The organism is Mesorhizobium sp. RSR380A (assembly GCF_054719385.1).
Genome location: NZ_JBTTIB010000001.1, coordinates 803,649 through 828,390, shown reverse-complemented (window position 1 = coordinate 828,390; position 24,742 = coordinate 803,649). Strand labels below are relative to the sequence as shown.

Below are 24,742 nucleotides of genomic sequence, written 5' to 3'. Positions count from 1 at the left end.
AACAGCGCCACCGTTGCTCCAAAGACTCACAACACGCTTTTTCCGGCCGTTTTCGCGGAAAGTGAATCTGTCGGAATCATAAGCACTTGCCAGCGAATCAACTCTCTGATTCTCTGCCTTAAAGCGTTTCCTGATTTGAGTCGTTCGACGCGTCGACCGCGTTTTCCGTCTGGGGGGCAACCTGCCGGGAGACTCGGACTCAATTTGGTCGCTGAATGCGTGGTTGCGGGCCCGCCGTGAGAGGGATGACGGGATATGAAGAACAAGCATGTGGCTGTCCTCCTGGGCGGATTCTCGTCCGAGCGGCCCGTGTCTCTGTCTTCGGGAAAGGCGTGTGCGGATGCGCTTGAGAATGAAGGCTACCAGGTTACCCGCGTCGATGTTGCGCGCGATGTCGGCGCCGTGCTCACCGAACTCAAGCCCGATGTCGTCTTCAACGCACTGCACGGCCCGTTCGGTGAAGACGGCACCATCCAGGGCATCCTCGAATATCTGGCCATTCCCTACACCCATTCGGGCGTGCTCGCCTCGGCGCTCGCCATGAACAAGGAGCAAGCCAAGAAGGTCGCCAAGGCTGCCGGCATCGCGGTGGCGGAATCGAAGGTTGCCAGCCGCTTTGCCATCCAGAACAAGCATCCGATGAAGCCGCCCTACGTGGTCAAGCCGGTCAATGAAGGCTCAAGCTTCGGCGTCGTCATCGTGCATGAAGGGCAGTCGCATCCGCCGCAGGTCATCGGCTCGTCCGAATGGAAATATGGCGAGACCGTCATGGTCGAGCGCTACATCCATGGGCGCGAGCTGACCTGCGCCGTCATGGGCGACGTGGCGCTCGGCGTCTGCGAGATCATTCCGACCGGCCATTCCTTCTACGACTATGATTCAAAATACGTCGCCGGCGGATCAAAACACGAAATCCCTGCTAAAATTTCATCAAATATTTACCAAAAAATACAGACACTGGCGCTCAAGGCACATCTGGCTATCGGCTGCCGGGGCGTTTCCCGATCGGACTTCCGCTATGACGACCGTCACTCCGAAAACGGCGAGATTGTCTGGCTCGAGATCAACACTCAGCCGGGCATGACGCCGACGTCTTTGGTGCCTGAAATCGCCGCCCAGGCCGGGCACTCGTTTGGCGAATTGTTGAGTTGGATGGTGGAGGACGCTTCGTGTCTGCGTTGAAATGGGGACAGGACAAGGTCAGGGGCGGCGCCGGGCCGGCGCTGTTCGGCATGCCGTTGTCGTTCGACCATTTCGTGCTGCCGCGCGTGCTGCGCCGGCCGGTGCGCGTGCTGGCGCGCCTGGGCGGCGGCGACTTCGTCGCGCCGCGCTTTTCCGCGGCCATCCTGTCGGCTTCGCTCATTGCATCAAGCAGCCTCTACGGCGCCATTCTCGGCGGTCATGCCGACGACATCGTCCAGAGCATCACCGCCCGGACCGGCTTTGCCGTCGACCAGATCAAGGTGGTCGGCAACCGCCAGACTTCGGAGATCGACATACTGGACCGGCTCGAGCTCGACGGCTGGACGTCACTGATCGGCTTCGATGCCGAGGCCGCGCGTGAACGTATTGATACCTTGCCCTGGGTCGAAGTGGCGGCGGTGCGCAAGGTCTATCCACATACGCTGGAAGTGCGTGTCGAGGAGCGCGAGCCCTTCGCGCTCTGGCAGCAGGGCGCGGAGCTTTCGGTCATCGAACGCTCCGGCGCGGTGATCGCGCCGTTCTCCGGCGGCAAGCAGGCGCTGCTGCCGCTGATCATCGGCACCGGCGCACCGGCCAAGGCGCCCGACTTCGTGGCCAAGATCAACAAATTTCCCGAGCTCGCGGCTCGGGTCAAAGGCTATATCCGCATCGGCGAACGGCGCTGGGACCTTAAGCTGGAAAACGGCATCACGATCAAGCTGCCCGAGGATGGCGAGGATCAGGCGATTGCCGACCTGGTTCGGATGGACCACGACAACGGGCTTCTGACGCGGGACATCGCCGCCGTCGACATGCGCATCTCCGATCGCCTGGTGGTGCAGCTGACGCCGGAAGCGGCGACACAGCGCCAGGCCGCGCTCAATGAAAAGCCGCAAAATCTGAAGCGCAAGTCGGGGACGAAGATATGAGCTGGCTTGGCGGCAAGAGCGATGCCTCTTCGCGGCGTTCCGGCACGCTCACCGTGCTGGATGTCGGCTCAAGCAAGGTTTGCTGCGTGGTGGCGAAACTGAAGCCGCGCGAGGACGGCAAGCTGTTGCGCGGCCGCTCGCACCGCATCCAGGTGATCGGCATCGGCCACCAGAAATCGCAAGGCGTGAAGTCGGGCGTGGTCGTCGATCTCGACCGCGCGGAGCACGCCATTCGCCTGTCCGTCGACGCCGCCGAACGCATGGCGGGACTGACGGTGGATTCGCTGATCGTCAACATGACGGCCGGCCGGCTGAAGAGCGAAACCTATTCGGCCACCATCAATCTCGGTGGCCATCAGGCCGACGAAGCCGACATCAAGCGCGTGCTTGCCGCCGGCGCCAAGCAGGCGCTCAAGGCCGAACGCGACGTGATCCATTCGCTGCCCGTCGGCTTTTCGCTGGACGCCGAGCGCGGCGTGCGCGATCCGCGCGGCATGGTCGGCGACCAACTCGGCGTCGATATGCATGTGCTGACGGGCGATGCCGCGCCGCTGCGCAATCTGGAGCTCTGCATCAACCGCTCGCATCTTTCGGTCGAGCGCATGGTGGCGACGCCCTATGCCAGCGGGCTTGCGGCCCTGGTCGACGACGAACTGGAAATGGGTGCGGCCTGCATCGACATGGGCGGCGGCACGACGACCATCTCGGTGTTTTCGGAAGGCAAATTCGTCCACGCCGATGCCATTGCCATCGGCGGCAATCATGTGACGCTCGATATGGCCAAGGGCCTGTCGACCTCGCTCGACGCCGCGGAGCGGCTGAAGGTGATGCATGGTTCGGCGCTGCCTGGCAGTGCCGACGATCGCGACCTGGTCTCGATCCAGCCGATCGGCGAAGACGGCGAGATGCCGCTGCAGATCCCGCGCTCGGTGATGACGCGCGTCATCCGCGCCCGCATCGACGAGACGCTGGAACTGTTGCGCGACCGGCTGAACAAGTCGGGCTACGGCAATGCCGTGGGAAAACGCGTCGTGCTGACCGGCGGCGCCAGCCAGCTTGCGGGTCTCCCCGAGGCGGCGCGCCGCATTCTGGGACGCAATGTGCGCATCGGACGCCCGCTCGGCGTGGCGGGCCTGCCGGAAGCTGCCAAGGGGCCGGCTTTCTCGACGGCGGTCGGGCTGCTGATCTATCCGCAGATGGCGAGCTTCGAGAGCCATCCGGCGAAAGGAATTTCCGGTCTCAGGATGACCGGGACGGGCGGAAAACTGCATCGCATGAGTCAGTGGTTGAGAGACAGTTTCTAATTGACGGGGACAGCCCCATAGGTGGCCGCGGCGGCGAAGCGGCGGGAAAGGCAAAGGACGGAGACAATGACGATCAATCTGCAAAAGCCGGACATCACCGAGCTCAAGCCGCGGATCACCGTATTCGGTGTCGGCGGCGGCGGCGGCAATGCCGTTAACAACATGATCACCGCGGGCTTGCGCGGTGTCGAGTTCGTCGTGGCCAACACCGATGCACAGGCGCTGACCATGTCGAAGGCCGAGCGGCTGATCCAGCTCGGCGCGCATGTCACCGAGGGGCTCGGCGCCGGCTCGCAGCCTGAAGTGGGCCGTGCGGCGGCGGAAGAGTGCATCGATGAGATCATCGATCATCTCTCCAACACCCATATGTGCTTCGTCACCGCCGGTATGGGTGGCGGCACCGGAACCGGTGCGGCTCCCGTGGTTGCCCGCGCGGCGCGCGAACGGGGTATCCTCACCGTCGGCGTCGTCACCAAGCCGTTCCATTTCGAAGGCCAGCGCCGCATGAAGACGGCGGATCTCGGCATCGAGGAGCTGCAGAAATGTGTCGATACCCTGATCGTCATCCCCAACCAGAACCTGTTCCGGCTGGCCAATGACAAGACCACCTTTGCCGACGCCTTCGCCATGGCCGACCAGGTGCTCTACTCCGGTGTTGCCTGCATCACCGACCTGATGGTCAAGGAAGGTCTGATCAATCTCGACTTCGCCGACGTGCGTTCGGTGATGCGCGAAATGGGCAAGGCGATGATGGGCACCGGCGAAGCTTCGGGCGAGGGCCGCGCGATGGCCGCCGCCGAGGCGGCGATCGCCAATCCGTTGCTCGACGAGACCTCGATGAGGGGCGCCAAGGGCCTGCTGATCTCGATCACCGGCGGCCGCGACCTAACCCTGTTCGAAGTCGACGAGGCCGCGACCCGCATCCGCGAGGAAGTCGATCAGGACGCCAACATCATCCTCGGCGCCACCTTCGACGAGGAACTCGAAGGCGTCATCCGCGTCTCGGTGGTCGCCACCGGCATCGACAAATCGGCAGCTGAAATTGCCGCGGCGCCGATCTCGATCCGGGCCGTGCCGCCGCAGCAGAAGCCGGTCAGCCGCCCAGCGGCTCCGGGGGCGGAAGGCCGTCCGGCACCGGTCCAGCAGCAGACCTATGAGCAGCGCGCGGCCGATCCGGTGGCCGAGGCGATCCAGCTTGCCGAGGCTAATGCGGCGGCGATGGCTCGTCCGGCGCCGATGGCCCAGGCGGAAGATTTCCGCCCGCAGAGCAAGATCTTCCAGGCCCCGCCTGCCCAGCCGCAGCCTGTCGTGCAGCAGGTGATGCAACCGGCGCCGCTGCGGGAAATGCCGCAGCCGGTGGCTGCCGCACCGCAGCGCATGCCGCGGGTGGAGGATTTTCCGCCGGTGGTGCGGGCCGAGGTGGAAGCCAAGGGCCGTCCGGCCGACCATGAAAACAGCGGGCCGATGGGGCTGCTCAAGCGGCTGACCAACGGGCTGACGCGCCGCGAAGAAGAGCCGGCCCGGTTGCAGCCGGCACAGCCGCGCGAACCGAAACTGCGCCAGGCGGCGCCGGAAATGCGCCGCCTTGCCAGCCAGGATCCGCAGCTTTACGCGCCGCGCCGCGGCCAGCTCGACGATCAGGGCCGGTTGACGCCGCAGACCAGGTCGACCCAGGAAGACGACCAGCTGGAGATACCGGCTTTCCTGCGCCGCCAGGCCAACTGAGCCGTTAACGGTATGTAACACTTGTTAACAGGCAGACGAGAGATTGTCTGCCTGTTAACGTTTAAAGTGGTTTAATAACAAGGCGTTACGATGTGACGCTCAAGGTCTGTCGCGGTTACACAGAGTAAGAAACCGTGATTTGGAGTCTCCCTGACAGACCATTATCTTTGCCGCAGCACTTTCGGTGTGCTGGGATTCGGGGAAGTGGCCCTGCCTGCCGATAAAAAAGAGCCGCGCCTTTTGGGTTAAAGCGGACTTAGGCGTTTGGGCTATGGGGTTTGTCTTGCAAGACTATCAGACGACACTGAAATCGCGTGCAACGCTGACCGGTACCGGCGTTCACAGCGGCAAACCGGTCACCGTCAATTTCCTCCCTGCGGACGCCGACACCGGCGTGCTCTTCCACCTTTCGAACGGAAGCGAGAGCCGCGAGTTCCGCGCGCTGGTTGCTGAAGTCGGCGCGACCGATCTCTGCACCATGCTCGGCGATCCGGCAGGCGAGCATATCGCCACCGTCGAACATCTGATGGCGACGCTTTTCGGGCTCGGCATCGACAACATCGTCATCGAGATCGACGGTCATGAGGTTCCGATCCTCGATGGCAGTGCGGTGGCGTTCGTGGAAGCCATCGACCAAGCCGGCATCGAGACGCTGGCGGTCAAGCGCCGCTACATCAGGGTGGTCAAGCCCGTCCGCATCGAGAATGGCGCGTCCTGGGCCGAGTTCAGGCCCTATAGCGGCACGCGCTTCGAGGTCGAGATCGATTTCGAAAGCCCGGCGATCGGCCGCCAGCTATTCGCCTCCGACATCAACCCCGACATCTTTCGCCAGGATATCGCGCGCGCCCGCACCTTCGGCTTCATGAAGGATGTCGAGCGGCTGTGGGCGGCCGGCTATGCGCTGGGCTCCTCGCTGGAGAACTCGCTGGTGATCGGCGACGACAACCGGGTGATCAACATGGGCGGCCTGCGCTACCCCAATGAGTTCGCTCGCCACAAGACGATGGACGCGATGGGCGATCTGGCGCTGGCCGGCGCCCGTTTCATCGGTTGCTTCCGCTCCTATCGCGGCGGTCACCGGATGAATGCGGCTGCTTTGCGGCGGCTTCTGTCCGACCGTTCGGCCTTCGAGGTCGTCGAGACCACGCGCCGCGAGCGCGGCCGCACCGCCGAGATGAGCGCCGTCACCGGCCCTGTCTTTGCGCCCTGGGTGATCTGATTCTTAACGATTTTCTGGCTTTCTGAACGCTGGCCGGTGTTGCACGAAAGCATCACCGGCCAGTGAAAGTGCGTAGCATTCGGGGCAACACCAAGCCGCCACAAAAATGTGCGATTGGCTAGACATAGCGTTGCTGGGCAAGGCAGTTATGGTTTATGGCTGCTGCCGTCTGTTAGGCGCATGTCGCTCAAAAGTGGGGATCAGTTTTGAGGGAACGCCATGCGAAAGGCATTGAACTAACGCCGAAAGGGCGCAATCCGATCATGTTCTTCAAGCGAGTTGGTCAATCGAAAGCGCCGTATCGGGCTGTTTTCCTGGCGCTTTCGGTGGTTGTGCCATCGCTGTTCCTCTCAGCCTGCATGTCGTCCGAGAAAGACGTCGACCTGTCGACCTATGTCGACCAGACCGAACCGGCCGACGTCCTTTACAATCAAGGCCTTGCCAATCTCAATGCCGGCCGCCTGGATGAGGCGAGCAAGAAGTTCGACGCCGTCGACCGCCAGCACCCGTATTCGGAATTCGCCCGCAAGTCGATGGTGATGGGCGCCTTCGCCGACTATCGCGCCGGCCGTTATGACGAAGCAATCGGCTCGGCCAAGCGCTATCTGACGCTTTATCCGTCGACCGACGACGCGGCTTACGCCCAGTATATTATCGGGCTGAGCTACTACAAGCAGATCAAGGACGTCACCCAGGATCAGAAGGAAGCACGCCAGACCGTGCAGACGATGCAGGATTTGGTGACGCGCTGGCCGACGTCGGAATATGTCGACGACGCCAAGGAAAAGATCCGTTTCGCCAACGACCAGCTGGCCGGCAAAGAGATGCAGATCGGCCGCTATTATCTCGAGCGGCGCGAATACATTGCTGCCGTCAAGCGCTTCCGCAACGTGGTCGAGAACTATTCCAACACCCGCCATGTCGAAGAGGCGCTGGCGCGTCTGGCCGAAAGCTACTACGCGATGGGCTTGACCTCGGAAGCGCAAACCGCCGCTGCGGTGCTCGGCACCAATTATCCCGACAGCCAATGGTACAAGGATACCTACAAGCTGTTGCAGAGCAACGGGCTTGAGCCGCGCGAGAATGCCGGATCGTGGATATCCAAGGCCGGCAAGCTGATCACCGGCGCCTGACGCCCGAGCATCGACTGAGGCGGAACGCGCTTTTCGGATTGATCCGACGCTCAAACAAAAAGATAGTGCGGCGCTGCGACTCCATCGGTCGCATGCCGCTTCACAGCGGTTCAGTGGTTTGATTGAGGCGCTGAACCGTCCTAACTTTTTGTTCTACGCAATTCCGGACGGAAAACCGCTACGCACTTTTCCTGGAATTGCTTGAGGTCCGGGTTCTGATGCTTTCCAGACTGTCGATCCGCGATATCGTCCTGATCGAGAAGCTGGATATCGACTTCCAGCCCGGCCTTTCCGTGCTGACCGGTGAAACCGGCGCCGGCAAATCCATCCTTCTCGACGCGTTGTCGCTGGCGCTTGGCGCGCGCGGCGACGCCTCGCTGGTGCGGCACGGTGCTGCCCAGGGCCAGGTCATTGCCGTCTTCGATGTGCCGCGCAACCACCCGGTGCGCGCGCTGCTGGCCGAAAACGCCATCGAGGATGACGGCGACATCATCCTGCGCCGGCTGCAGACCGCGGATGGCCGTACCCGTGTCTTCGTCAACGACCAGCCGTCCAGCGTCACGCTGATGCGCGACATAGGCCACGCGCTGGTCGAGATCCACGGCCAGCATGACGAGCGCGCCCTGGTCGATCCAGGCGCGCATCGCGAATTGCTGGACAGTTTTGGCGGCCATCTCGGCGCCGCCCGCGCGACCGGCGAGGCGTGGCGCTACTGGCGCGGCGCCGAGCAGGAGTTTGCCAGGCACCGCGCCAAGGTCGAGGCAGCGGCGCGCGAGGCCGATTATCTCAGGGCCTCGGTGGCGGAACTGGCAAAGCTCGATCCGCAGCCCGGCGAAGAGACACAGCTGGCGGAATTGCGTGCAACGATGATGCGGGCCGAAAAGATCGCCTCGGAAATACACGATGCGCAGGATGTGCTGTCAGGCCCGTCCTCGCCACTGCCGCAACTGGCCAGTTTGCTCCGGCGCCTGCAGCGCAAGGCCAGCGAAGCGCCGGGCCTGCTCGAGGATGTGGTGAAGTCGCTGGATGAGGCGATGCTGTCGCTGGATGCAGCGCAATCGGGCGTCGAGGCGGCACTGCGCGCTACCGAATACGACCCGCAGCGGCTGGAGAAGGCGGAGGAGCGGCTGTTTTCGCTGCGTGCGGCCTCACGTAAGCACAGTGTGGCCGTCGACGATCTGGCGCAACTGCGCGACACCATGTCCGCCGATCTCGCCGATCTTGATGCCGGCGAGGGGCGCCTGCATCTCTTGGAAAAGCAGGCCTCAGCGGCGCGCGAAGCCTACGATATTTCCGCAGCCCAGCTGTCCTCGCTTCGCCATGCGGCCGCGGTCGGCCTGACCAAGGCTGTGATGGCCGAATTGCCGGCGCTGAAACTGGAACGGGCTGAGTTCATCGTCGAACTGGCCAGCGATGGCGAGAACCGCATGGAAGAAGGCATCGACCAGGTCGAGTTCTGGGTGCGCACCAATCCCGGCACCAGGCCTGGGCCGATGATGAAGGTCGCTTCCGGCGGCGAGCTGTCGCGCTTCCTGCTGGCGCTCAAGGTGGCGCTGGCCGACCGTGGCTCGGCGCCGACATTGGTCTTCGACGAGATCGACACCGGCGTCGGCGGCGCCGTGGCCGATGCGATCGGCCAAAGGCTGGCCAGGCTGTCGAAGCGCGTGCAGGTGCTGTCGGTCACGCATGCTCCGCAAGTGGCGGCACGCGCGGCAACGCATTTCCTGATCTCCAAATCCGGCGGCTCGGACAAGGTCGCCACCGGCATTGCCGAGATGGACCGGGCGGCGCGCCAGGAAGAGATCGCGCGCATGCTGGCCGGCGCCACCATCACCGAAGAGGCGCGCGCAGCCGCCGAACGGCTGCTACGCGAGAATATTGCTGCAGCGTAGTCGTCGCAAGGCTTTCGGACTGGGCTCCATCCCGCTGTTCAGGAATGCTTTTTCCGAAATCCTGATTTATGGTGCCTCGCCACTGTCCAGGGACCGCTGCATGTCTGAAAAACCAGTCGAATCGTTGAGCGAAAGCGAAGCCGCGGATGAGCTCCAGCGGCTGGCCGAGGAGATCGCCGGTCATGACCGGCGCTATCATGCCGAGGACGCGCCGACGATTACGGACGCAGAATATGACGCGCTGCGGCGGCGCAATCTTGCCATCGAGGAGCGCTTTCCCGGTCTGGTGCGCGAGGATTCGCCCTCGCTGCGGGTCGGCGCCGCGCCGGCGGAAGGCTTTGCCAAGGTGCGCCATGCGGTGCCGATGCTCAGCCTCGCCAAGGCCTACACAGACGAGGACGTCACCGATTTCATCGAGCGTGGCCGGCGCTTCTTCGACCGCGACAAGGACCTCGACATCGCGTTTACGGCCGAGCCGAAGATCGACGGCCTGTCGGCGTCGCTGCGCTATGAACGCGGTGTGTTCGTGCAGGGTGCTACGCGCGGCGACGGCGCTGTCGGCGAAGACATCACCGCCAATCTCAGGACCATCGCCGACATCCCAGCCAAGCTCAAAGGATCGGGCTGGCCCGAGACCATCGAGATCCGCGGCGAAGTCTACATGACCTATGCGGAATTCGAGGCACTGAAGGCCCGCTCGGCGGCGGTGGGCGGCCAGGACTATGTCAATCCGCGCAATACGGCAGCGGGCTCCTTGCGACAGAAGGATGCGTCCGTCACCGCCAGCCGCAATCTTAAATTTTTTGCTTATGCCTGGGGCTACACGACAGCGGATCCTGCACCGACCCAATATGATTCGGTGCAGAAATTCGCCGAATGGGGGTTCAAGGTCAGCCCGCTGATGGTGCGGGCGAAGTCGGTCGAGGAGCTGATCGCGCACTACCACAAGATCGAGGAGCTGCGTTCGTCGCTCGGCTACGACATCGACGGTGTCGTCTACAAGGTCGACCAGCTGGAATTGCAGCGTCGCTGGGGCTTTGTCACCGGCGAGCCGCGCTGGGCGGTTGCGCATAAATTCCCGGCCGAACAGGCGATGACGACGGTGCAGAAGATCGACATCCAGGTCGGCCGTACCGGCACGCTGGCGCCGGTGGCGCGGCTGGCGCCGGTCACGGTTGGCGGCGTGGTGGTCGAAAACGTCACGCTGCACAATGAGGACTACATCAAGGGCTTCGACAGCAACGGCCTGCCGATTCGCGACGGCATCGATGTCCGCATCGGTGACACGGTTGTCATACAACGGGCGGGCGATGTCATTCCGCAGATCGTCAGCGTCGTCGTCGACAAGCGGCCGGCTGATGCGGTGCCTTACGAATTCCCGCACATTTGTCCGGTCTGCGGCTCGCCGGCGACGCGCGAAATCAACGAGAAGACCGGCAAGGAGGATTCGCGCCGGCGCTGCACCGGCGAGCTGATCTGCGCCGCCCAGGCTGTGGAGCGGCTGCGTCATTTCGTGTCGCGCGGCGCGCTCGACATCGAGGGGCTGGGCGCCGAGAATATCGACCTGTTCTTCAATTCGGGACTGGTCAAGACCGCCGCTGATATCTTCACCCTCAGGGATCGCCGCCCGGCCGTCACCAGGGCGCTGGCCGAGCGGCGCGAGGAGCAGGCCAGGCTGCGCGAGGCGGCATCGGGCAAGGCGCGCAAGAATGTGCGCGGTGTCGAGGACCGCAATTATGAAGGCCTCGACAAGCTGTTCGCGGCCATCGATTCGCGCCGCGAGCCGGAGCTCGACCGCTTCATCTTCGCACTCGGCATCCGCCATATCGGCGAAACGACGGCGGCCGTGCTTGCCCGGACGTTTTCGACCATCGAGGAGCTGATCCGCGTCGGCAAGGAAACGGCGGCGGCTGAGGATCCGCACAGCGTCTTCCCCTCCATCAACGGCATTGGCGATACAGTGATCGATGCGTTGCGCGATTTCTTCGGCAATGAACGCAATGACGACGTGCTCGACAGACTGCTCGAACAGGTCAAGCCGAAGCCGTATGTCGTCACCGTGTCGACCGACAGCGAGGTTGCCGGCAAGACCATCGTCTTCACCGGCACGCTGGAAAAGATGACACGCTCCGAAGCCAAGGCGATGGCCGAACGGCTCGGCGCCAAGGTGGCGGGTTCGGTGTCGGCGAAGACCGATCTGCTGGTGGCCGGGCCGGGTGCCGGCTCCAAACTGAAGCAGGCCAGTGAACTCGGCGTCGAAGTCATCGACGAGGACACCTGGCTGCAACGGGTCGGCAAGGCGTGATGGCCGGTTCGTTCAAAGGGTTCGGGCAAAAAGCCATCCCGTTCCTCAAGGCGCTCGACTTCCACCAGAGCCGCGAATGGTTCCAGGAAAACCGCGCGCTTTACGACAGCGAGTTGCATGAGCCGTTCTGCGATCTGGTCGAGACGCTGACGGAGCGCTTCGCGGCGGCGGGTCTGGGCTTGCGCGGAGACCGCAAGAAGTCACTGTTTCGCATCAACCGCGACGTGCGCTTCGCCAAGGACAAGCGGCCCTACAACCAGCATTTGTCGGCCATGCTGTCGCCGGATGGCACCAAGATGGAGCAGGGCGTGTTCTTCGTCTATGTCGGGATCGACCGCTGCTTTGCCGACGTTGCCTGGTGGAACCCGGAGCCGCCCCTGCTGCTGGCGATGCGCAAGGCGATTATCGCCCGGCCAGCCGAGTTCCGAAAACTGCTTTCAACGCTGAAGAAAAACGGCTTCGAACTCGAAACCGAGGGTCGGTTGAAGCGCACGCCGCGCGGATTCGAGCAGGTCAACGAACCCGATCTTGTCGACGCCATCCGCAACCGGCACTTCTATGTCCAGCACATGATCGATCCGGCCGGCATCCACGCGCCAGCGCTGGTCGACGAGCTTGTCGATTTCACATTGCGCGCTAAGCCGTTGCTCGACTGGGGCAGGGCGATCCAGGGCACGGCACCGCGGAGCTAAATCAGCCCGGCGCACTGCACGGCTACATCCGCATCAAAAGACCGCCGTCGACTGCCAGTTCGATGCCGGTGATGTAGCTTGCCGCATCGGAAAGCAGGAATAGCGCGGCATTGGCCATGTCCTGCGGCGTGCCGATGCGGCCGAGCGGCGCATAATTGGCAACGGCCGCGCGTTTCTCTTCGGTGTCCCAGCGCGCCTGCAGCGGCGTCAACGCCATTCCCGGGCAGATCGAATTGGAGCGGATGCCATCGCCCGCCAACTGCATGGCGAGCGACTTCGACAGCGCACAGACGCCGGCCTTCGACGCCTGGTAGGCATCCTGCGGGGTCGGATCGCCGCGATACCACTGGATGGTGGAGAAGTGCACCATGGCGCCGCCGCGTCCGCCGGCCCGCATATGCGGAACCACCGCCCGCGCGGTGTGGACGAAGGATTTCAGATTGATGTTGAAGACCTGATCCCAGACATCGAGGTCCATCTCGAGGGCCGATTTGTCGCGACCGAACCAGAGCACGCCTGCGACATTGGCGAGATAATCGATGCCGCCGCGCTCGCGGCCCGCGGCATTGATGGTCTGCTCGACGAAGGCGGCGTCGGTGAGGTCGCCCTGGGCAAAGGTGAGCCGGTCGTCATAGGCGGCAAGCGACGCCGGACGCGGCTTGACGTCGATGGCGGTGACCGAGGCGCCGGCATCGAGCAGCGCCAGCGAGATCGCCTCGCCCATACCGCCACCGGCGCCGGTGACGACCGCGTGCCTGCCGGTGAAGTCATAAGCGATCATCCGAACCCCCTCATTTGTTTTTACAACATCAGTTTCGCTGATTTGTTGGCTCAAGCGAATTCGTCTGACTTTTCAAACGCCGGCTCCTACATAGCAGCGCGAGATGGGAATGTGACATGTCGGCAGAGACCTTAAGCGAAAATTCCGTGGCCAGCGACTTCTGGGACGGCGTGCGGCTGTCGATGCCGGTGGTTGTCGCCGCGGCGCCATTTGGGCTGCTGTTCGGCGCCATCGCCTTCGACAACGGCTTTTCCGTTCTCGAAGCTTTCTTGATGAGCGCGCTGATCTTCGGCGGCGCCAGCCAGATGGTCGGCATCGAATTGTTCGGCCAGCATGTCGCGCCATGGCTGATCGTGCTGTCGATCTTCGCCGTAAACTTCCGTCACGTGCTTTACTCCGCCAGCATCGGCCGGCGAATCGCGCACTGGCCGGTTATCAGCCAAGCGCTGGGCTATTTCGTGCTCACCGATCCGCAATTCGCGGTGGCCGAGCGTAAGGCCGAAGCCGGCGAGACCGTTGGCTTTGCCTGGTACATGGGGCTTGGCCTGCCGGTCTATGTGTTCTGGGGGATCGAGAGCGCGCTGGGCGCGGTGTTCGGCAAGCTGATCCCGGACACGCATGCGCTCGGCATCGACTTCCTGCTGCCGATCTATTTCCTCGGGCTGGTCATGGGCTTTCGCAACCGGCCACTGTGGCTGCCGGTGGTGATCGCCAGCGCCGCGGCGTCGATCATTGCCTACAAAACTGTGGGATCGCCATGGCACGTCTCCATCGGCGCCATTGCAGGCGTGCTTCTGGCCGTCATCCTGCCGCCGCACCATAGCGGTGTGGAGGCAAAACGATGAGCGCGACCTTGTGGATCATCATTGCCGGCGCGATCGCCACCTATTTCACCCGCGTCGGCGGCCATCTGGTGATCTCGCGCTTCGACCACATCCATCCACGCGTCGAGGCGGGTTTGAATGCCGTGCCGGCCGCAGTGTTGACGACGCTGGTGGCGCCCGCCGCACTTAGCGCCGGACCGGCGGAATGGGCGGCGCTGGTCGTCGCCGCTGTGGTCTCGCTGCGCGGCGGCCTGATGGCGATGTTTCTGGCCGGGGCGGTGGTGCTGGTCCTCGCGCGGCAGTTTGTGGCATAGGGCGCCTGCGCGCGGAACAGTTTCGAACTGTCGGCGCCGCCGCTCATTGCCCTGGCGGGCGTTCGTCACTCGAAAAGCCAAGCAATTGGCTTTTCGTCCGCTTCGCGGACCGCTTGTCCAGCCGATAGATGGGTAACACTTTGAACCGGATACATAGGTGACACTTCTCTCCCCCTATGCGTCCGCCGCAGCGCCAAGCGGATTGGTTGGCGCGGCGCTGCGGCGGACAAGCTTCATGTGCCGTGTGTCGATGAAGCCGAGCGGGTGGGCATGGAATGAGAGTGTCCATTGTCCGTCTTCGGTCTCCAACGCAGCGACCGGTTCGCCCGCCAGCGCTTGCGAGACATATATGAAGCCGCCATTCCATCGGATCTCGCCATTGTGGCGCACGCGGCGGACCGAGGCCTCGGCCGGATAGACGGGCTCGGGTGGTGTCCTGGGCATGGCGCGCTGTGAGGACCGGTAGTGCTGGGCGGGCGTATCCATGCCCAGCGCCTCATGGGGACGTTCCTCATTGTAGCTGTGGCGGAAGGTCTCGAAGGCCTGGCCCTGTGCCGTTCGGTCGGCTTCCGGTGCCTCGGCCATCGGCAGCATGGTCAGGTGAAAGCGCTCGTGACGTCCGTTCTGCTGTGGCCTGCCGGGTGCGATCCGCTCCAAGGTGATGCCGAGCTTGATGAAGCGCACGACAAGCGGCGTCAGCCCGGTGACGCCGGCCGATGCGAAGGGCGGGCCATTGTCGCTTCTGAAGCGATCCGGCAGGCCATGCTCTTCAAACAGCCGTTCGAACACCGGCCAGGCTTCGCTATCGGCCGTCGACCCCGTCGCTTCGAGCGCCAGAAGATAGCGGCTCGACGCATCCATCACCGTCAAGGGTTCGCAACGCCAGCCGTCGCGGGTCCGGAACCAGCCCTGTGATCGCCAGTCCACACCGCGTTCGGTTCTTGCGGCTGTGGCCAGGGTCCATTGCCGCAGGCCCGCAGGCGGGGTCGCTTGCGGGCGCGGACAAGCCCATGCCGCGCAAGGATCGCGCCGACCGTCGAGGCTGAAGGCCACATGAACTCGGGAGCCGTGCGCCTGAGCCGTGCCACGATCTTCTTTGGACCCCAGAGCGGATGCAGCTCCTTGGCCGCCACAATCCGCTCAACCAGATCCTGAGCTGTCGCCCGGCCATGATTGAGCGGGGCTCGCGGCAGGTCGTGCAAACCCTCAGGCCCAAACGTCCGATAGCGTCCTAGCCATTGTAGCCGTTCTTGCGTGAGATCCCGTAGGCCGCACAAAGCGCAACCATCGTCTCATCCCCAGAAAGACACTCCACAACAAACCGTAGCCGCTCGTCCATGATGCCAGTCTCTCGCCAAACCATCGCCGGTCCTCCGGCGGACAAGAAAACTGTCACCCATGCTATCGGTCCATTCTGTTACCTATCTATCCGGTTCGGACACGCTCCTCACCTCCCCGTATAGTGACGGGGAGAAAGAAGCTCATTTCAGATCTTGGCGTCGTGCGGCAGCGGCGCTGTCGCTTTCTCCAGCCAAGCCAGCGTCTCGCCGTCGAGCATCGGGCCGATCTCGGCCAGCACCCAGGCATGGTAAGTATCCAGCCAGTGCAACTCCTCGCGCGTCAACAGGTCGGTGCGGATCAGCCTGATATCGATCGGCGCCAGCGTCAGCGTCTCGAAACCGTGCATGGCGATGTCGCCGCCCTCCACCTGTTCAGCCGGTGTCACCAGGATCAGGTTCTCGATGCGGATGCCGTAGGAGCCTTCCTTGTAATAGCCGGGCTCGTTGGACAGCATCATGCCGGCCAGCAGCTTTTCGGTGCCGGTGCGGGCGATGCGCTGCGGCCCTTCGTGCACCGCCAGATAGGAGCCGACGCCATGGCCGGTGCCGTGGGCAAAGTCGCAGCCATGCTTCCACAGCGCCATGCGCGCCACCGCGTCGATTTCCGAGCCGCGCGTGCCGGCGGGAAAGCGCAGCGTGGAAATGCCGATCATACCTTTCAGCACCAGTGTGAAGCGCTCGCGCATCTCCTCGGTCGGCTGGCCGATCGGCACCGTGCGGGTGATATCGGTGGTGCCGTCCTGATACTGGGCGCCGGAATCGAGCAGGAACAGCTCGCCCTTTGCCAGCTCGCGGTTGGTGGCGCGCGACACGCGGTAGTGCATGATGGCGCCGTTCGGACCGCTGCCTGAAATGGTGTCGAAGGAGACGTCGCGCAGCGGCATCTGCGTTTCCTCGCCGGTCTGCCGGCGCACCTCCTCCAACTTGGTGACAACGGTTATTTCGTCGAGCGTGCCCGGCTTTTGCCGTTCCAGCCAGCACAGCAGTTTCGCCACGGCCGCCCCGTCTCGGCGGTGCGCGGCGCGGCTGCCGGCGATTTCCGCCTGGTTCTTGGTGGCGCGCGGAATGCGGGCGGGATCGGCCGCTGAAACAAATGCGCCGCCATTGTCCTCGACCAGCATTCTCAGCTTCTCCGCCGCCAGCACCGGGTCGAGCGCGATCTTGGCGCCGCCCTTGGCAAGGGTAACGACCGCCGCCTCGAATTCGCCGGGCTCGTGCAGATCGGCGAGTTGGGTGAGATAGGCGGCGACCGTGCGCGAAAACTTGCGCTGGTCCATGAACAGCTGGTGCTTGCCGTCGGCGGCAGGGATCGCGAAGCCGAGCGCCAGCGGCGTGTGCGGCACGTCACCGCCACGGATGTTGAAGGCCCAGGCGATCGAGGAGGGGTCGGTGAGCACGGCGTGCGTCGCGCCCTCCTTGCCGATTGCCGCCACCAGCCGCGCCAGCTTGTCCTTGGCGAGTTCCCCGGCAAAGCCGATCGGGTGGATTTCGACCGGCGCCACGGGCGGCGCCGGCTGATCCTTCCAGATGATGTCGATCGGGTTCCTGTCGAGCGGCACCAGCGTCGCGCCGGATTGCTCGGCCGAGGTTTTCAGCGCCTTGACCTCAGCGATCGTGTGCAGCCACGGGTCGAAGCCAAGCCTGGCGCCCTTGCCGAGATTGTCCTTGATCCAGGAGGCCGGCGGGTTGTCGACGAGACTCTCGATCGCAAAAATGTCGAGATCGACCTCGTGGCGCACTTGCAAGGTATAGCGGCCATCGACGAACATGAAGGCGCGGTCACGCTGCACAAGTGCTACGCCCGCCGAGCCGCTGAAGCCGGTCAACCATTTCAGCCGCGCCGAGCGATCGGCGACATACTCGCCCTGGTGCTCGTCGGCGCGCGGCACCAGGAAACCGTCGAGGCCATTATCCGCCAGCCATCGCCGCAGCAACGTCACGCGCGGCTTGCCGACGCTGGGGTCGCCTGCGGAATCGAAGGTCTGGAACATGGTATGCCTCCTGTATCGGGCGCGACCGTAGCGCATGACCCGGAAAACCGGAATCGATTTTCGCCAATCGCAACAGGCTCGGATTGGTCCAAAGCGCGTTGCGTCTCAGTGCTTCAGGTGGATCGTCACCCAGCCTTCGCGATGCAAGGTCCTGACATGCCGGAAATTCTGGCCGACATAGGCCGAGATCACCGCATTGCATTGGCGCTCGAGGATGCCGGACAACACGATCGAGCCGCCGAGGCTGATGTGCCTGGCCATCTCAGGCGCCAGCCGCATCAGCGGCCGCGCCAATATGTTGGCGACGATGAGGTCGAAAGGCGCGCGCTTGCCGAAGATCGGGTGGTGGAAGCCGGGCGCCGTCACCGTTTCAACCAGCGCCTTGACGTGGTTGAGGCGGGCATTGGCGGCGGCGACCCTGACGGCGATCGGATCGATGTCGGTCGCCAGCACCGGAATATGCGCCAGTTTGGCGACGGCGATTGCCAGCACCGCGCTGCCGGTGCCGAGGTCGAGGGCATTCCTGGGACGTTCGCGGCGCACGACCCGTTCCAGCATTTCGAGGCAGCCGGCCGTGGTGCCGTGATGGCCGGTGCCGAAGGCAAGGCCGGCCTCGATCTCGATGGCGAGTTCGCCGCTGTGGCGCTTCCGGCGGTCATGCGCGCCATGGACGAAGAAACGTCCGGCGCGCACCGGCTTCAGTCCCTCCAGCGAGCGCGCCACCCAGTCGATGTCGGGCAAAACCTCGCGCTCGATCGGCTTCGACAGGGACAGTCCCACAAGGCTGTCTTTTAGCCGCGCCTCAACCGCGTCGACATTGCCGTCGGTGTAGAGCGAAACCTCATAGATGTCGCGGTCTTCATCGACTTCGAGCACGGCGATCGGCAGGCCTTCATCCTCGAAAGCCGGCTCGAGCGCGGCAAAGATGCGGTCGGCCTCGATCTTCCCAGCGATGAAGTGGAGCCTGGTCTGACCCATCAGTTGGTCTCTTGCTTGAGCATGATCTCTGGACAACACTTTTCTGTCCGAGAAAACCGGATTCCACATTTAGGGATCATGCCTAGCCTGCTGCCAGCCGCTTCAGCTTGGCAATCGCGGTATCGGCGCTTTCGCCATAGGCGATGGTGCCCGAAAACTCGCCCTTGGCATTGAGCAGCAGCGCCGAGGCGGTGTGATCCATCGTATAATCGCCGTCGCCGGTGTCGACCTTCTTCCAGTAGATGTTGAAGGACTTCGCCATGGCGTGCACCTTGTCGGGATCGCCCGATATGCCGACGATGCGGTCGGAGAAATTGCTGACGTAAGTGTTCATCACAGGCGGCGTGTCGCGCTCTGGATCGACGGTAACGAAGTAGGCGTTGAGGTTCTTGCCGTCGTCGCCCAGCGTCTTCAGCCAGCCGGCCATTTCGAACAAAGTGGTCGGGCAGACTTCCGGGCAATGGGTGAAGCCGAAGAAGACGATGCTGGGTTTTCCCCGGAAGGCGGCTTCGGTGATTGGCGCGCCTTTCTGGTCGACCAGCGTGAATGGCGCGCCATACGGTTCGCCACCATAGTGGCCGCGATAGAAGTCAAAGGTGAGCCAGCCGATGCCCGCCGCCATCAGAACGAGAATGCCGACCAGAATTGAACGCATCATCAGGAATTGTCCGTAGCAGAAATCATCGAGCGCCGGATCGGCGCCTCTCTGCCGGCAGTCTTAGCCGGTCGCAGGGGGCAAGGCAAAGATGCCGCGTTGCCGCAACCGGGCTGGGCGCTACCTTGCAAACAGCTGGCCCTTATCCCACCTGAGACCGGCAAACTGAACCTGAGGAGGCTCCCTTGCAAAGACGGACTGGGCAGAGACGGATTGGGCAGAAACTGATCGGCGGCGCGCTGGCCGCATGCATTGCCCTTGGCGCCGGTGCCGCAGCGGCAGAGGAAGTCGGCAAGGTCGGCGTCGATTGGGTCGGCAACGACATCATCGTCGAGGCGATCAAGGATCCCAAGATCGACGGCGTGACCTGCCATGTCTCCTATTTCGACCGCAGCGTCATCGACCGGCTGCACAAGGGCAACTGGTTCGAGGATCCGTCTGATTCCTCGATCTCCTGCCGCCAGACCGGGCCGATCACCATCGGCGACATCGACATGAGCGAGGGCGGCGAAGAGGTGTTCAAGCAAGGCATCAGCCTGATCTGGAAGAAGCAGGTGGTGAACCGCATCTACGACAAGAAGAACGAGACGCTGATCTATCTCTCGCATTCGCGCCAAGTGCAGGACGGCTCGGCGAAAATGTCGGTGACGACCGTGCCGCTGTTCGGCCAGAACGTGGTGTGGACCGGCGGCAAGCCGAAATAACGATCCTCCGGGCGCAACGCGACAATTGCTTCCGCAATTGCGCGGGGGTAAATCCGCCAGATGGACCGTACCGAAAACCTCGTCCTGAAAGATCCCGAGCCGCGCATCCATTCGACCGCGGAGCTGAAAGCGTGCAAGCTTGGCCGCTATGCCTCGATCGGCGAACGGGTGGTGCTGCGCGAGGTCAATGTCGGCGATTTCTCCTATTTCGAGCGCCACGCCGAGGCGATCTACACGACGATCGGAAAATTCTGCTCGATCGCCGCCAACAGCCGCATCAATGCCTTGGAGCATCCGATCGAGCGGATCACGCAGCACAAGCTCAGCTACCGGCCGAACGAGTATTTCCGCTGGCTGGGCGTCGACGCGGCGTTCCGCGCGCGGCGGCAGGCCAAGGCGGTCGGCATCGGCAATGATGTCTGGATCGGCCATGGCGCCGTCATCATGCCCGAGATCAGCATCGGCAATGGCGCCATCATCGGCGCCAATTCGGTGGTGACGCGGGATGTGCCGGCCTACACAATCGTCGCCGGCGTACCGGCGAAGCCGTTGCGCATGCGCTTTCCCTCCGAGATCGCGGCGCGGATCGAAAGCCTTGCCTGGTGGGACTGGCCGCCGGAGAAACTCGCCAAAGCGGTTCCCGACATGCAGGCCTTGCCGATTGAGGATTTCCTCGATCGTTGGGAGCAAGAGCATTCCTGAGAGCTCGCCGCGCGTGCGCGGTTTCATCGACTGGCTGGCCGAAATCCTGGCGCCGACATTCTGAACGGCACGTGTCGGGAAGAGTTCCGCCGGTCTGCGGCAACGCAACGGACCCCTTCCGCCATGCGGGGGTGGCGCAGCGGAAGGGGCTTGGAGACAAATCCGCCGTGAAGCGGAACGAACAGGTTTTGGCCTGCATGGTGACTAATGGCAACAAACCGATAAGGCGGCTTTTCACGGCGCTGCGCCTTTGGCGTGCATACAATTGCACCAGCGATGCCCTCTGCGACAGGGAACCGGAAGCGGCTGCCGGTTGTTTATTGTTGGAGCGATGAATGCGGCCTTGGTCAGCTCGTCGCGCTTTGAACGGTTGAGGATGTGAATGATCGAAAAGCTGTTTACCAGAATCGCCAACACCGTTTCGCACTTGGCGGGCCTGCCGCCGACTTTCATCGCCTGTTGCGCCATCGTTATCGTCTGGGCGGTAAGCGGGCCATTCTTCGGCTTCTCCGATACGTGGCAGCTCGTCATCAACACGGGAACGACGATCATCACCTTTTTGATGGTGTTCCTGATTCAGAACACCCAGAACCGCGACGGCGCCGCGGTTCAGGCCAAGCTCGACGAACTGATCCGCGTCAGCGAGGGCCACAATCATTTCATCGGCATCGAGCACCTGACCGAATCCGAGGTCGAGGAGATCAGAGACAAATGCGAGCGGGCGGCAAAACGCCATGACCACGAGCTCGCCGAACTGGCGGGCAAGAAGGCCGTCGCGCAAAAGCGCACCGCGAAAAAACGCGCGCCCGCCTGAGTCTCGGCTTTGGCTGAGTTCGACGATCAGTTTCCCATAAAGGCCGCGAAAGCGTCCTTATGGTCGGGGTGCCAGCGCGAGAGAGCAGGCCGGTTCTCGATGATGTCGCCGATCGCCCAGGCCATGCGCTTTTCATCGGTCGGCCGCATCACCTCATTGTCGGGGCAGAGGATGTAGAAGTCCCCACGCGCCAGCGAAGCCAGCATGAAGTCGACCACCTGCTCGCCGGTCCAGGCGCCAGCGGGTTTTTCGACCGCTCCTTCGGTGAGGCCGGTGAAGGTGAAGCCGGGAATGAGAAGATGCGCCGCGACCTTCGCGCCCGGCTCGTTGCGCAATGCGTGCGCCAGCCCTTCGGTGAACGTCTTCAATGCCGATTTGGAGACGTTGTAGGCGAGATTGCCGGGTGGCGTGGTGATGCCTTGCTTGGAGCCGGTGTTGATGATCAGGCCAGGCTCTCCGGAGGCCAGCATGGCCGGAGCGAAGGCCTCGACGCCATGTACGACACCCCAGAAATTGATGTCGATCATCCGCTTCCAGGCGTCGCCGTTCTCCCACGGTTTTCCCGGATTGTTGCCGACGCCGGCATTGTTCATCAGCAGCGATACGGCGCCGAAAGCGGCATGCGTCTTTTCCGCCAGCCGGCCGAGTTCGTCGGCCTTCGACACGTCGGTGGCGACGGCAAGCACGGCATTCTCGCCGGCGATCGCGGCGACTGCCTGGCGGGCCGCATCGAGGCGCGCGCCGCCAATGTCGGCCAGCACCAGTCTCATGCCCATAGCCGCCAGCCTTTTGGCAGCGGCAAGCCCGATGCCGCTGGCGCCCCCGGTGATGACGGCGACGTTGCCTCGGCTGAGGGCGGGCAAAGCGGATTGGATTTCGGCGTCGGAGGTCATGATCTTTTTCCTAGGGTTCGGGTGGCGCCGAACTTAGCGCGGGACGCGCATCGTGCAAGGCCGTCCCGCGTGTTCGGGTTGACCGCATCAACGGCGGCTGTGCATGCTGCGGCCGAACAGGGAGACTGCCGATTGACCGACTGGGTTGCGATCCTGAAGGAGCAGACCGCCACCGGCGACCAGATGGGCCGCGAGGTGCCGCAGATGCTTGCCAATCCGGACATAAGCGAAGCGCAGGTGAAGACCTTGTTTTCGGCACTCGAAAAACAGGCCGAGTTCGTCGAGAAATTGCGCATGGCGCTGGAAAAATTCGGCCATGATTTTTCGATCATCAAGGCGGCCGAGCGGCTGGAGGAGCGCTATGCCGACCTTGCGGCGTCGGTTGCCGAAAAGCTGAAGGCGATGCGCAAGTAGAGACGTCCTACGCTACTTTTCCAGCACCCGCGAAAAACGCGTGTCCGGCACGAACCAGACGGCGGCCACCAGCACAAAGATCGCAACGCCGATCCATTGGTTGACGAAGGCAAGCGGGACGGCTGCGGCGTAGAGGGCCACCGAGATCTTGCCCTTGCGGTCATTGCCCAGCGCCTTGGCGAAGGCGGTGTCGTTGCCGTGCAAATGGTGCAGCTTGGTGGCGAGAAAGGTGTAGGCGACCGCGCACAGCACCAGGTCGATGCCATAGACGGCGACGGGGACCGGCGCGAAATGGTTCTCGCCCATGAAGGCCGTCGTTGCCGGCATCAGCGACAACCAGAACAGAAGGTTGAGGTTGGCCCACAGCACGCGGCCGTCGACCCTTTGGACGGTGTGGAACATGTTGTGCAGATTGTTCCAGTAGATGCCGACATTGATGAACGACAAGACATAGCTGAAAAAGATCGGCCACAGCGGCAGAAGCGCTGAAAAATCCTCGCCATGCGGCACTTTCAGCTCCAGCACCATGATGGTGATGATGATGGCGACGACGCCATCGGTGAATGCCTCGACTCTGCCTTTTCCCATGGATTCTCCCTCTCGATGGAAGACGTTAAGCGAGGATTTCGGGCAAGACCATCCTGACAAGGTTGTCAGGATGAAGTTCGGCACGTGGAACGGCCGCCATTACATCGACGTTGGGGCGCAATTGGGCGTTGGGCGATTGGCCGGAGGTTGCCATGACCAGCTATGCCGAGACCATAACGCGCGAAAATGGACTCGATGGCCGGCCCGCGATGGCCGCGGTTGCCGCCATGATCGCCGCTCTGTTCGCCGGCAGCACGGTGCTGACGCCGCTTTACGTCATCTACAAGCAGGCCTTCGGTTTCTCGCAGATCACGCTGACGCTGGTCTACGCTGTCTATGTCGTCGGCAATCTCGGCGCATTGCTGATGTTCGGGCGCTTGTCCGACGGCATTGGCCGCCGTCCTGCGGCGCTGGCGTCGATGGCCATAGCGGTGGTCAGCGCGCTGGTGTTCCTGCTGGCCGAGAATGTCGCCTGGCTCGATGTCGCCCGCATATTGAGCGGCCTTGGCATCGGCATCGGTGCGGGAACCGGCACGGCCTGGCTTGCCGAGTTGATCGAGGGTAAGGACAAATCGCGCGCGGCAATCATCGCCACCAGCACCAACTTCGTTGGCCTTGGCCTGGGCGCGCTGGCATCGGGCCTGCTCGCCGAATATGCGCCCTGGCCGTTGAGACTAACGTTTGCGGTCTATCTTGCCTTGCTCGTGGTGGTGACGCTGTTGATCTGGCGTACCAGGGAAACCGTTTCGCGGCCGGGAAGGCTGGCCGATGTTTCGCTGCGGCCACGGCTATCGGTGCCGAGCGATATCCGCGCTGCCTTCGTGGCGCCGGCGGTCACCGGTTTCGGCGCCATGGCGCTGGTCGGCTTCTATGCAGCCCTGGCGCCGAGCATCCTGGCGCAGCAGCTCAGTGTGGCCAACCATGCCGAGGCCGGCGGGCTGTTCTTTGAACTGTCGATCGTTGCGGCCGCGACCATTCTGGCCACGACCCGACTGTCCAGCCGCGCCGGCATGCTGGCCGCGCTGGCGCTGATGATCCCGGCCGTAGGGCTGATGGTTGCTGCTCAGTTTTTCGCGTCGATGTCCCTGATGGTTGCCGCCACCGCTGTGTGCGGCGTGGCGGCGGCGCTCGGCTATCGCGGCGGCCTGCAGGTGGTGAACCAGATCGCACCTGCCGAGCGTCGCGCCGAATTGGTGTCGGCGTTCTTCATCTGCTGCTTCTGCGGCAATGCGCTGCCGGTGATCGGCATTGGGCTGCTGTCGAGTTGGGCCACTCCGACGACGGCAAGCCTGGCCTTCGCCGGCATGATCACGCTGTTCTCTGTCGTAGCGCTGGGGTTCGGCGTCAAATACGCGCGCTGAGC

The 24,742-nt window shown here is 63.3% G+C and carries 22 protein-coding genes and 1 pseudogene; 16 read left to right on the top strand and 7 right to left on the bottom strand.

Translation table 11 applies throughout. The features are described 5' to 3' along the window. Nucleotides 1–255: 255 nt before the first annotated feature. From ACYG9Z_RS04080 to ACYG9Z_RS04040, 9 genes are all read left to right on the top strand, one after another. Nucleotides 256–1,182, top strand: a complete 927-nt coding sequence (locus tag ACYG9Z_RS04080) for a D-alanine--D-alanine ligase (protein WP_023668279.1) — start codon at nt 256–258, stop codon at nt 1,180–1,182. Beyond that, nucleotides 1,170–2,111, top strand: a complete 942-nt coding sequence (locus ACYG9Z_RS04075) for a cell division protein FtsQ/DivIB (protein WP_023739857.1) — start codon at nt 1,170–1,172, stop codon at nt 2,109–2,111. The genes ACYG9Z_RS04080 and ACYG9Z_RS04075 overlap by 13 nt, the downstream gene beginning before the upstream one ends. Further along, entirely contained in the window at nt 2,108–3,415 is a 1,308-nt protein-coding gene (gene ftsA, locus ACYG9Z_RS04070; protein ID WP_023668281.1) for a cell division protein FtsA, read from the top strand. The genes ACYG9Z_RS04075 and ftsA overlap by 4 nt, the downstream gene beginning before the upstream one ends. A 66-nt stretch (nt 3,416–3,481) precedes the next feature. Next, nucleotides 3,482–5,140, top strand: coding sequence for a cell division protein FtsZ (gene ftsZ, locus ACYG9Z_RS04065; protein ID WP_286488131.1), 1,659 nt, complete (start codon nt 3,482–3,484; stop codon nt 5,138–5,140). 271 nt (nt 5,141–5,411) lie between these two features. Next, nucleotides 5,412–6,359 (top strand): UDP-3-O-acyl-N-acetylglucosamine deacetylase, encoded by a 948-nt coding sequence (gene lpxC, locus ACYG9Z_RS04060; protein ID WP_023668283.1) that lies wholly within the window; start codon nt 5,412–5,414, stop codon nt 6,357–6,359. Between the two features lie 263 nt (nt 6,360–6,622). Beyond that, nucleotides 6,623–7,492: an outer membrane protein assembly factor BamD gene (locus ACYG9Z_RS04055; protein WP_023668284.1), complete on the top strand. Its 870-nt coding sequence runs from the start codon at nt 6,623–6,625 to the stop codon at nt 7,490–7,492. A 218-nt stretch (nt 7,493–7,710) separates the two neighbouring features. Further along, on the top strand, nt 7,711–9,384 hold the full coding sequence (gene recN / locus ACYG9Z_RS04050; protein WP_023753053.1) for a DNA repair protein RecN: 1,674 nt from the start codon (nt 7,711–7,713) through the stop codon (nt 9,382–9,384). A 100-nt stretch (nt 9,385–9,484) separates the two neighbouring features. After that, complete coding sequence (gene ligA, locus ACYG9Z_RS04045) at nt 9,485–11,689, top strand: NAD-dependent DNA ligase LigA (protein ID WP_023707725.1); 2,205 nt, start codon at nt 9,485–9,487, stop codon at nt 11,687–11,689. Continuing rightward, nucleotides 11,689–12,381 carry a DUF2461 domain-containing protein gene (locus tag ACYG9Z_RS04040; RefSeq protein ID WP_023753052.1) on the top strand — a complete coding sequence of 231 codons (693 nt, stop codon included), beginning with the start codon at nt 11,689–11,691 and terminating at the stop codon, nt 12,379–12,381. Before ligA ends, ACYG9Z_RS04040 begins: the two co-directional genes overlap by 1 nt. 22 nt (nt 12,382–12,403) lie before the next feature. Here the strand turns inward: ACYG9Z_RS04040 and ACYG9Z_RS04035 are convergent, their stop codons facing one another. Continuing rightward, the gene (locus tag ACYG9Z_RS04035; RefSeq protein WP_023682129.1) at nt 12,404–13,162 is read right to left on the bottom strand and encodes an SDR family NAD(P)-dependent oxidoreductase; all 759 of its coding nucleotides are present in this window, start codon (nt 13,160–13,162) and stop codon (nt 12,404–12,406) included. A gap of 116 nt (nt 13,163–13,278) precedes the next feature. Between ACYG9Z_RS04035 and ACYG9Z_RS04030 the strand changes: the two genes are divergently transcribed. Next, nucleotides 13,279–14,007, top strand: coding sequence for an AzlC family ABC transporter permease (locus tag ACYG9Z_RS04030; protein ID WP_023753051.1), 729 nt, complete (start codon nt 13,279–13,281; stop codon nt 14,005–14,007). After that, nucleotides 14,004–14,300, top strand: a complete 297-nt coding sequence (locus ACYG9Z_RS04025) for an AzlD family protein (protein WP_023753050.1) — start codon at nt 14,004–14,006, stop codon at nt 14,298–14,300. The genes ACYG9Z_RS04030 and ACYG9Z_RS04025 overlap by 4 nt, the downstream gene beginning before the upstream one ends. Nucleotides 14,301–14,474: 174 nt before the next feature. Here ACYG9Z_RS04025 and ACYG9Z_RS04020 read toward each other — a convergent pair. The 4 genes and pseudogenes from ACYG9Z_RS04020 to ACYG9Z_RS04005 form a co-directional block, all read right to left on the bottom strand. Beyond that, a pseudogene (locus tag ACYG9Z_RS04020) lies at nt 14,475–15,663 on the bottom strand (integrase core domain-containing protein). Nucleotides 15,664–15,786: 123 nt separating this feature from the next. Continuing rightward, the gene (locus tag ACYG9Z_RS04015; protein WP_023753103.1) at nt 15,787–17,631 is read right to left on the bottom strand and encodes an aminopeptidase P family protein; all 1,845 of its coding nucleotides are present in this window, start codon (nt 17,629–17,631) and stop codon (nt 15,787–15,789) included. Nucleotides 17,632–17,736: 105 nt separating this feature from the next. Continuing rightward, entirely contained in the window at nt 17,737–18,609 is an 873-nt protein-coding gene (locus tag ACYG9Z_RS04010) for a 50S ribosomal protein L11 methyltransferase (RefSeq protein ID WP_023733063.1), read from the bottom strand. An 82-nt stretch (nt 18,610–18,691) separates the two neighbouring features. Then, on the bottom strand, nt 18,692–19,267 hold the full coding sequence (locus ACYG9Z_RS04005; protein ID WP_023697009.1) for an SCO family protein: 576 nt from the start codon (nt 19,265–19,267) through the stop codon (nt 18,692–18,694). 182 nt (nt 19,268–19,449) lie between these two features. On the opposite strand from ACYG9Z_RS04005, the gene ACYG9Z_RS04000 reads away from it, so the two are divergent. The 3 genes from ACYG9Z_RS04000 (at nt 19,450) to ACYG9Z_RS03990 (ending at nt 21,484) form a co-directional block, all read left to right on the top strand. Then, nucleotides 19,450–19,968 carry a CreA family protein gene (locus ACYG9Z_RS04000; RefSeq protein WP_023753104.1) on the top strand — a complete coding sequence of 173 codons (519 nt, stop codon included), beginning with the start codon at nt 19,450–19,452 and terminating at the stop codon, nt 19,966–19,968. Between the two features lie 60 nt (nt 19,969–20,028). Next, the gene (locus tag ACYG9Z_RS03995) at nt 20,029–20,670 is read left to right on the top strand and encodes an LbetaH domain-containing protein (protein WP_023733062.1); all 642 of its coding nucleotides are present in this window, start codon (nt 20,029–20,031) and stop codon (nt 20,668–20,670) included. A gap of 382 nt (nt 20,671–21,052) precedes the next feature. Then, on the top strand, nt 21,053–21,484 hold the full coding sequence (locus ACYG9Z_RS03990) for a low affinity iron permease family protein (RefSeq protein ID WP_023750938.1): 432 nt from the start codon (nt 21,053–21,055) through the stop codon (nt 21,482–21,484). 26 nt (nt 21,485–21,510) lie between these two features. Here ACYG9Z_RS03990 and ACYG9Z_RS03985 read toward each other — a convergent pair whose 3' ends face one another. Further along, entirely contained in the window at nt 21,511–22,377 is an 867-nt protein-coding gene (locus ACYG9Z_RS03985; RefSeq protein ID WP_023753105.1) for an SDR family NAD(P)-dependent oxidoreductase, read from the bottom strand. Between the two features lie 132 nt (nt 22,378–22,509). Here ACYG9Z_RS03985 and ACYG9Z_RS03980 point away from each other — a divergent pair, with 132 nt between their 5' ends. Then, on the top strand, nt 22,510–22,791 hold the full coding sequence (locus ACYG9Z_RS03980) for a hypothetical protein (protein WP_023668298.1): 282 nt from the start codon (nt 22,510–22,512) through the stop codon (nt 22,789–22,791). A gap of 12 nt (nt 22,792–22,803) precedes the next feature. On the opposite strand, the gene ACYG9Z_RS03975 is transcribed toward ACYG9Z_RS03980, so the two are convergent. After that, nucleotides 22,804–23,379, bottom strand: coding sequence for a TMEM175 family protein (locus ACYG9Z_RS03975; RefSeq protein ID WP_023682120.1), 576 nt, complete (start codon nt 23,377–23,379; stop codon nt 22,804–22,806). A 152-nt stretch (nt 23,380–23,531) separates the two neighbouring features. Between ACYG9Z_RS03975 and ACYG9Z_RS03970 the strand changes: the two genes are divergently transcribed. After that, a complete protein-coding gene (locus ACYG9Z_RS03970; RefSeq protein WP_031244276.1) occupies nt 23,532–24,740 on the top strand; it encodes an MFS transporter in 1,209 nt (402 codons plus the stop codon). Nucleotides 24,741–24,742: the final 2 nt, after the last annotated feature.

Coding starts and splice junctions, on each gene's coding strand:
- ACYG9Z_RS04080 (WP_023668279.1), top strand. CDS start 256: ATGAAGAACAAGCATGTGGCTGTCCTCCTGGGCGGATTCTCGTCCGAG.
- ftsA (WP_023668281.1), top strand. CDS start 2,108: ATGAGCTGGCTTGGCGGCAAGAGCGATGCCTCTTCGCGGCGTTCCGGC.
- ftsZ (WP_286488131.1), top strand. CDS start 3,482: ATGACGATCAATCTGCAAAAGCCGGACATCACCGAGCTCAAGCCGCGG.
- lpxC (WP_023668283.1), top strand. CDS start 5,412: ATGGGGTTTGTCTTGCAAGACTATCAGACGACACTGAAATCGCGTGCA.
- ACYG9Z_RS04055 (WP_023668284.1), top strand. CDS start 6,623: ATGTTCTTCAAGCGAGTTGGTCAATCGAAAGCGCCGTATCGGGCTGTT.
- recN (WP_023753053.1), top strand. CDS start 7,711: ATGCTTTCCAGACTGTCGATCCGCGATATCGTCCTGATCGAGAAGCTG.
- ligA (WP_023707725.1), top strand. CDS start 9,485: ATGTCTGAAAAACCAGTCGAATCGTTGAGCGAAAGCGAAGCCGCGGAT.
- ACYG9Z_RS04040 (WP_023753052.1), top strand. CDS start 11,689: ATGGCCGGTTCGTTCAAAGGGTTCGGGCAAAAAGCCATCCCGTTCCTC.
- ACYG9Z_RS04035 (WP_023682129.1), bottom strand. CDS start 13,162: ATGATCGCTTATGACTTCACCGGCAGGCACGCGGTCGTCACCGGCGCC.
- ACYG9Z_RS04030 (WP_023753051.1), top strand. CDS start 13,279: ATGTCGGCAGAGACCTTAAGCGAAAATTCCGTGGCCAGCGACTTCTGG.
- ACYG9Z_RS04025 (WP_023753050.1), top strand. CDS start 14,004: ATGAGCGCGACCTTGTGGATCATCATTGCCGGCGCGATCGCCACCTAT.
- ACYG9Z_RS04015 (WP_023753103.1), bottom strand. CDS start 17,631: ATGTTCCAGACCTTCGATTCCGCAGGCGACCCCAGCGTCGGCAAGCCG.
- ACYG9Z_RS04010 (WP_023733063.1), bottom strand. CDS start 18,609: ATGGGTCAGACCAGGCTCCACTTCATCGCTGGGAAGATCGAGGCCGAC.
- ACYG9Z_RS04005 (WP_023697009.1), bottom strand. CDS start 19,267: ATGATGCGTTCAATTCTGGTCGGCATTCTCGTTCTGATGGCGGCGGGC.
- ACYG9Z_RS03995 (WP_023733062.1), top strand. CDS start 20,029: ATGGACCGTACCGAAAACCTCGTCCTGAAAGATCCCGAGCCGCGCATC.
- ACYG9Z_RS03990 (WP_023750938.1), top strand. CDS start 21,053: ATGATCGAAAAGCTGTTTACCAGAATCGCCAACACCGTTTCGCACTTG.
- ACYG9Z_RS03985 (WP_023753105.1), bottom strand. CDS start 22,377: ATGACCTCCGACGCCGAAATCCAATCCGCTTTGCCCGCCCTCAGCCGA.
- ACYG9Z_RS03975 (WP_023682120.1), bottom strand. CDS start 23,379: ATGGGAAAAGGCAGAGTCGAGGCATTCACCGATGGCGTCGTCGCCATC.
- ACYG9Z_RS03970 (WP_031244276.1), top strand. CDS start 23,532: ATGACCAGCTATGCCGAGACCATAACGCGCGAAAATGGACTCGATGGC.